The sequence below is a fragment of the Mesorhizobium sp. M7A.F.Ca.CA.001.08.2.1 genome, from assembly GCF_003998455.1.
Classification (GTDB): Bacteria; Pseudomonadota; Alphaproteobacteria; order Rhizobiales; family Rhizobiaceae; genus Mesorhizobium; species Mesorhizobium ciceri.
This window is the reverse complement of the sequence record NZ_RZPW01000313.1, coordinates 1-6666: the sequence shown is the minus strand read 5'-3', so window position 1 is coordinate 6666 and position 6666 is coordinate 1. Positions and strand designations below refer to the sequence as shown.

Sequence of the window (6666 nt, the reverse complement as noted above, 5' to 3'; positions counted from 1 at the left end):
GTTGCGAAGTGCGTCTTTTCGGACACGCCAAGGATCCCGCGGCACTTGGATGTCACGCGGCTTTGTATGGGAAGCGTTTGCCGAAACCGAGATCAGCTGACGCGGGCGAGGCCATCCTTGGCCGGCTGGTAGGTCGGGTCGAGGCGAACGGCTTCCTTATAGGATTTCGCGGCTTTGGCCTTGTCACCGCGCCGCTCGTAGATCAGCGCCTGGTTGGCCCAGGCCTCGGCGTTCTTGCCGTCGAGCTTGATCGCCATGTTGAAATCGGAGAAGGCGTTGTCCTCGTCATTGGTTGCCAGATAGGAGAGGCCGCGGCCGTTGTAGGGCTCGGCGGCGTCCGGCGCCAGCGAGATGGCGGTCGAGAAATCCTCGATGGCGAATTTGTGCTGGCCCTGGCTCTGATAGATCAGGCCTCGATTGTGGTAGGCGCGCGCGTCGGTCGTATCGAGTTGGATCGCCTTCTGAAAGTCGTTGAAGGCGTCCTGGGTGCGACCCGCCTTGCGGTAGAGATTGCCGCGGCCGATATAGGCGGCGTCATAGTTCGAGTTGATCTGGATCGAACGGTTGTAGTCCGCGAGTGCGGCTTCCTGGTTGCCGAGGAAGCGCTGGATGAGCGCACGATTCGAATAGGCCTGGAAGAAATTCGGATTGAGCTGGATGGCTTGATTGAAATCCTTGAGCGCCGCCTGGTATTGGCCGCCACGGCCATAGGCCGAGCCGCGCACATTGTAGCCTTCGGGATCCTGGGGATTGCGCTGGATGACCGCCGACAGCGAGGAAATGTTCTCGCTCGAGCCTTGCGCCTTGTCGATGTTGTTGAATTCACCGGTCGGGCCCGCCGTTTGGCAGCCGGCAAGCGCCAGTCCGGAGAGCAGGGCCGCTGTCAGGGCGAAACCACGCAATGCGGTCCCGCGCTCCACGCTCGTTGCGTTCATGTCTGCCCTGTCCTCACTTCAAGCCGCGTCGTTCAGATCCGGCTCCCCCTCCGGACCGGTCACATCAAAACAAAAAGGTGGCGGCGATTCCACATCGCGCCACCTCTGATATCCTTCGAAAAGGACGAAAAATTGGCGTTAGAACCGCGGCGGACGCGGAGCGCCAGCTGCACCACCAGCGGCGCCGGCAGCAACAGGGCGCGGCGTCATCGGCAGCAGGCCTTCGCGCTGGGCGCGCTTGCGGGCCAGCTTGCGGGCGCGGCGAACGGCTTCAGCCTTTTCGCGGGCGCGCTTCTCGGACGGCTTCTCGTAGTGACCGCGCATCTTCATTTCGCGGAAAATGCCTTCGCGCTGCATCTTCTTCTTGAGAGCGCGAAGCGCCTGATCAACGTTATTGTCGCGGACGAGTACCTGCACGGGCAATCCTGTCTTTCGGGTTTGATATCAACAGGCAAGCGGTCATAGCCGCTAGCCTCCGCGGCGGTTTACACCACGAATTGTGGCGGCTGATAGCAGAATCATGCCGCGCTGTCCACAGCGGAATCGCTCTGGGCAAAAGGTATTGATGCCCGCAGACGTCAGCGGCTGGCCTAGCGCATCCCGGCGGCGTTGGCGGAAATCCCGCATCTCGCGGTAGCGGCTGCTGTTTAAGCTGCTGTTTAATTAGTTATCAAGGCGGGAAAATGCTTGCTCATCGGTTCAATTAAAATCAAGCTTGCGGCAATTGGGGTGGGATTACTCGGGCAGCCTCCTGGCGTTGGAGGATGATCCGAAGAGGGGGCCGATTTGAAGGTCGAATTTTGCACGTCAGTGCCGATGTTTTTTGGACATGAGATTTCGTCGACGAACAACACGCTCAGGCAGCAGAAAATTGCGCTGGAGGACAATCCCGCCTTCGAAGGAGCATATCTCAGGCCGATAGCCGTGGACCGAATTGCGCGAAGAAAGAATAGCTACTTTGTCGTAAATTCAAGAAGTGAATACATAGAAGAAATAGCAAGAAACGGCCTTTCTTCCGCTAAAACGGTTGTGTCGGTCGCAACCAGTGTCGAATATGAATCCAGAGATTATGGCGTATTTCTTTGTAACATATTTACGATTGTAGAATTTAAAGGCTGTGACGCCAAGACGTTGGACAATATCATTGATATGTACCAGGAATTTTTTCCGCGGCTTTTCAGCAGGGGAAAAATCCCTGAAGGCATTTCCATCCTGGATCAATCGGCGCTCGACAAAATAGCCCGCTTTGCCGGGGTTTCACCCGAAGATGCGCAAATTTCGAAAGTCTCCCTGTGCGGCAGCTATGCGGAGTTCTTCGCCATCTTCCCGGAGGGGCAATCTGCGGATTGCCCTGTCGATGCCGGGAAACATTACAAGGTAAAGGACGATCAGCAATTCATCGACATAGAATACGCCAGTGGGAAAAATTCACGGGTGATATCGGGCTATTCCATCTTCGGGCTCATAACCGATGATCCGGACGAGGCGTACAAGATTTTCAAGGAGATGGTTTTCCATGTGAATTACCACTGGAACCTCATCCGTGACCTTCGTGACGGGGTACAGCAAAGGTTCCTGAACCTGATCGCCGACGAGGCCAAGGCGAGCGTGCTTGCCAAGACCATCAAGGAAATCGACAGGCAAAGCGACCTGATCCGCGCGCTGACCTATGAGGCCGACAGCATTTCGGTCTGCGAATGGGCAGAGGAGCGCAACCTCTATCAATCGCTTTGGAATGGGTGGAAGGGCGATGAGCTCGTCGGCGCGACGTCCGGCTACATCGAGGACGTCAAGTCGTCTGTCTCAAGACGATATGACGAAAGAACGTCGAAATACGAAGGTATCATCCAGATTCTGCTGACGTTCATTACGCTACTTACTATAGTGTCGATAGTGTTTCAAACGGTGGATTTTGTCTATTCGAGTTCTGAACCGATGTCTCAGATGTGGCCGCAGAATATTGTGCGACTGTACTGGTTTGGCTTTACGTCTATATTTTTTGCAGTGGTTTTCATCGCCTCTCTGGCGGTCAGATCGCGGCAAAAATAGCGAGATGGAATTTGGCTCCGGCATCCCTGGAGACTGAGATTTCACGCAGAAATTCGTCCAGGCCATTGGTCGGATCATCGCGGCAGGGGTGTAGAAGAAGGAAGAGACGGGTGACGCTCGTTGTCGCCTCCGCCCTTTCGTCGCCGTGCTGCAGAGGGCTGGCTCGGCGGCAGCAAGCGCCAGCCGCCAGTCTTGTCCGTGAACATGCATCCCGCCGCTGGAATTGCTCACGTCCGGTTGATCGACACGCCGCCATCGGCAAACAGAGCCGCTCCGGTGGTGAAGCTCGAGGCATCGGAGGCGAGATAGAGCGCCGAGCGGGCGATCTCCTCCGGCATCGCGACACGCTTGAGCGCATGCAGGCCTTCGACGAAGGCCCGTGATTCCGGAGTCTTGAAGGTTGCCGCCGGCGTGTCTGTGCCGCCGGGCAGCAGCGCGTTGACCCGCACGCCTTTCGGGCCGTATTCGGCGGCAAGCACCTGTGTCAGTCCGATCAGGCCGGCCTTGCTCGCGGCATAACTGGTCATGCCTGGCATGCCGACTGTGTGGCCGACGAAGGTGGAGGTGAAGATCAGCGAACCACCGCCACGCTCGACCATTGCCGGCACCTGGTATTTGGCGCCGAGAAACGCGCTGGTGAGATTGGTGTCGAGCGTCTCGCGCCAGCCTTCCAGCGGCAGTTCGGCTATCGGTCCCATCAGGCCGACAGCGCCGGCATTGTTGAAGGCGATGTCGAGCCCGCCGAATTTTTCGACCGCCAGATCGACAAGGGCCTTTGCGTAGGCTTCGTCGCGGACATCGCCCGCAAGCGCGATGGCGATGCCATCGGCATCCGCGATTTCGGCGACAAGCGCGTCGAGCTCGGCCTGGCGGCGGGCGGCGACGATGACCTTGGCGCCTTCCTCGGCAAAGAGTTTTGCCGTGGCGCGGCCGATGCCGGAACTGGCGCCGGTGACGATGGCGACCTTGTTGGCGAGTGCGAACATTTTTGCATCCTTTTCTTCGCGCCGGCTTGACCGGCAGTTGGGATGCTTGGTCGCAGATCGAGGCAAAGCGAGCCACCCGATACCCGCCAAGATGCTGGAAAGCGCCGACGCGCCGGATGCGTCTTTTTCACCACGGCGCAAAACGGCAAGCGCCGTCGCAAACAGCGCAAGGGTGGAAGCGCTGTTTCGCTAGTGATACACCTCGCGCGCCGGGACCGACTGAACGCCGGCCGCCATTCGCGAAGCCTTTTTGGGGCGAGGTTGGGACGTTGAAGAAATATTCGGTATTCGCCATCGCCCGTGAAGCCATGCGCGGCCACAAGGGCTGGGAAGAACAGTGGTCCTCGCCTGAGCCCAGGAAAGAATACGACGTCATCATCGTCGGCGCCGGCGGCCATGGCCTGGCCACCGCCTATTACCTCGCCACGGTTCACGGCATCACCAATGTCGCGGTGCTGGAAAAGGGCTGGCTCGGCGGCGGCAACACAGGCCGCAACACCACCATCATCCGCTCCAACTATCTCTATGACGAGAGCGCCGGCATCTACGACCATGCACTGAAGCTGTGGGATGGGCTGAGCCAGGAGCTCAACTACAACGTCATGTATTCGGCGCGCGGCGTCATGATGCTCGCGCACAATGTGCACGACGTGCAGGTGCTGAAGCGCCACGTGCACGCCAACCGGCTGAACGGTATCGACAATGAGTGGCTGACGCCGGAGCAGGCGAAGGAATTCTGCCCGCCGCTCAACACCTCCAGGGATGCGCGCTATCCGGTGGTCGGTGCGGCGCTGCAGCGGCGCGGCGGCACGGCGCGCCACGATGCGGTTGCCTGGGGCTATGCGCGCGGCGCCTCGGCGCGCGGCGTCCATATCATTCAGAATTGCGAGGTCACCGGGGTCAAGCGGGCGGCCAATGGCGCGGTTTTGGGCGTCGACACGACGCGCGGCTTCATCGGTGCCAAGAAGGTCGGCGTCGTTGCCGCCGGCCATTCCTCCGTCATCATGAATATGGCCGGCGTGCGCATGCCGCTGGAAAGCTATCCGCTGCAGGCGCTGGTGTCGGAACCGGTCAAGCCGGTGGTGCCCTGCGTGGTCATGTCGAACACGGTGCACGCCTATATCTCGCAGTCCGACAAGGGCGAGCTGGTGATCGGCGCCGGCACCGACCAGTACGTCTCCTATTCGCAGACCGGCGGCCTGCACATATTGCAGCACACGCTGGACGCCATCTGCGAGATGTTCCCGATCTTCACGCGCATGAAGATGCTGCGCTCGTGGGGCGGCATCGTCGACGTCACGCCCGACCGCTCGCCGATCCTGGCCAAGACGCCGGTGCCCGGCCTTTATGTCAATTGCGGCTGGGGCACCGGCGGCTTCAAGGCGACGCCGGGCTCGGGCCATGTCTTTGCTCACACCATCGCCAAAGACGATCCGCATCCGATCAACGCGCCCTTCACCATCGAGCGCTTCCGCACCGGCCGGCTCATCGACGAGGCGGCGGCGGCGGCGGTGGCGCACTGATGATGGCTGGGATGGCTGTCGCGATGCCGCTGATGCTGGCGGGGGAACACGTGCTGGCGGGGGAACGGGGCATGTTCCATTTTCCGTCGGCTGACGAAGTGCGCACGCAACCGATCAGCCGCACCGGCAACGAGACCGTCTGGCCGTTTTCGGTCGACGACGGCACGCTGGCCTGCGTCTGGAGCGGCGGCCAGCGGGTGGTGATGTTCTTCGAGGGACGTCCCGAAGGGCTTGACGAAGACGAGACATTCCAGCCGCGTCAAGTCATCGTCACCACCGATCCGATGCAACTCACTCTCGGCAACATGGCGTCGCGCGATCTGTTTCGTCCCGCTGCAAGCGTGGAGGAACGCATCCGGCTCGTCGCGCCGTTCGCGACCCTGGGACAGAAGCTTTGCGATCAACCGGCGGGCGCCCGCGTCGGCCACGGCGAATTGTAGGAACGAACAAATGCTTCTCATCCGCTGCCCCTATTGCGAGGAAGAGCGTCCGGAACTCGAGTTCCGCAACGCCGGCGAGGCGCATATTGCGCGCTCGGCCAATATGGCCGGCGAGAGCGACGACGATTTCGAAAAGTTCTTCTTCATCCGCTCCAACCCCAAGGGCATCATCTATGAGCGGTGGCGGCACATGCATGGCTGCGCGCGCTTCTTCAACGCCGTGCGCGACACCGTCACCGACAGGTTCGTCATGACCTACAAGGCCGGCGAACCCAAACCCTCCAAGCTGCCGGGAGTTGGCAAATGAGCGGCGCGTCGTACCGCATTTCCGGCGCCGGCCGCTTCAGCCAAGCCAAGACCGCGCGTTTCAGCTTCGATGGCCAGTCCTATGCCGGCATCGAGGGCGACACGCTGGCCTCGGCGCTGCTCGCCAATGGCGTCCATCTGGTCGGCCGTTCGTTCAAGTACCACCGTCCGCGCGGCATCCTGTCGGCGGGCGCCGAGGAGCCGAACGCGCTGGTCGAAATCAGGCGCGACGCGGCACGCAAGACGCCGAACGTGCGCGCGACTGTGCAGGAGCTTTATGACGGGCTCGAGGCGCAGTCGCAGAACCGCTGGCCGTCGCTGTCCTTCGACGTCGGTGCGGTCAACGACATCGCGTCGCCGATGTTTTCGGCCGGCTTCTACTACAAGACCTTCATGTGGCCGAAGGCGGCATGGAAGAGCCTGTACG

The 6666-nt window shown here is 60.6% G+C and carries 8 protein-coding genes; 5 read left to right on the top strand and 3 right to left on the bottom strand.

Going from position 1 to position 6666, the window contains the following annotated elements; translation table 11 throughout:
* Positions 1–92 precede the first annotated feature (92 nt).
* Positions 93–935 (bottom strand): tetratricopeptide repeat protein, encoded by an 843-nt coding sequence (locus EN914_RS18965; RefSeq protein ID WP_013529652.1) that lies wholly within the window; start codon positions 933–935, stop codon positions 93–95.
* Positions 936–1073: 138 nt separating this feature from the next.
* Positions 1074–1352 (bottom strand): 30S ribosomal protein S21, encoded by a 279-nt coding sequence (gene rpsU / locus EN914_RS18960; protein ID WP_013529653.1) that lies wholly within the window; start codon positions 1350–1352, stop codon positions 1074–1076.
* A 369-nt stretch (positions 1353–1721) separates the two neighbouring features.
* Between rpsU and EN914_RS18955 the strand changes: the two genes are divergently transcribed.
* Positions 1722–2984: a hypothetical protein gene (locus EN914_RS18955; RefSeq protein ID WP_127218786.1), complete on the top strand. Its 1263-nt coding sequence runs from the start codon at positions 1722–1724 to the stop codon at positions 2982–2984.
* Between the two features lie 227 nt (positions 2985–3211).
* Here EN914_RS18955 and EN914_RS18950 read toward each other — a convergent pair whose 3' ends face one another.
* On the bottom strand, positions 3212–3970 hold the full coding sequence (locus EN914_RS18950) for an SDR family oxidoreductase (protein WP_024502779.1): 759 nt from the start codon (positions 3968–3970) through the stop codon (positions 3212–3214).
* A 269-nt stretch (positions 3971–4239) separates the two neighbouring features.
* Here EN914_RS18950 and EN914_RS18945 point away from each other — a divergent pair, with 269 nt between their 5' ends.
* The 4 genes from EN914_RS18945 to EN914_RS18930 form a co-directional block, all read left to right on the top strand.
* The gene (locus tag EN914_RS18945) at positions 4240–5493 is read left to right on the top strand and encodes a sarcosine oxidase subunit beta (RefSeq protein ID WP_013529656.1); all 1254 of its coding nucleotides are present in this window, start codon (positions 4240–4242) and stop codon (positions 5491–5493) included.
* Positions 5493–5933 carry a hypothetical protein gene (locus tag EN914_RS18940; protein ID WP_024502778.1) on the top strand — a complete coding sequence of 147 codons (441 nt, stop codon included), beginning with the start codon at positions 5493–5495 and terminating at the stop codon, positions 5931–5933. The genes EN914_RS18945 and EN914_RS18940 overlap by 1 nt, the downstream gene beginning before the upstream one ends.
* Before the next feature lie 10 nt (positions 5934–5943).
* Complete coding sequence (locus EN914_RS18935) at positions 5944–6240, top strand: sarcosine oxidase subunit delta (RefSeq protein WP_013529658.1); 297 nt, start codon at positions 5944–5946, stop codon at positions 6238–6240.
* Positions 6237–6666, top strand: a 430-nt coding sequence (locus EN914_RS18930; protein ID WP_206527215.1) for a 2Fe-2S iron-sulfur cluster-binding protein, incomplete at its 3' end; no start/stop codon positions are given. The genes EN914_RS18935 and EN914_RS18930, both read left to right, overlap by 4 nt.

Coding starts and splice junctions, on each gene's coding strand:
- EN914_RS18950 (WP_024502779.1), bottom strand. CDS start 3,970: ATGTTCGCACTCGCCAACAAGGTCGCCATCGTCACCGGCGCCAGTTCC.
- EN914_RS18965 (WP_013529652.1), bottom strand. CDS start 935: ATGAACGCAACGAGCGTGGAGCGCGGGACCGCATTGCGTGGTTTCGCC.
- EN914_RS18935 (WP_013529658.1), top strand. CDS start 5,944: ATGCTTCTCATCCGCTGCCCCTATTGCGAGGAAGAGCGTCCGGAACTC.
- EN914_RS18940 (WP_024502778.1), top strand. CDS start 5,493: ATGATGGCTGGGATGGCTGTCGCGATGCCGCTGATGCTGGCGGGGGAA.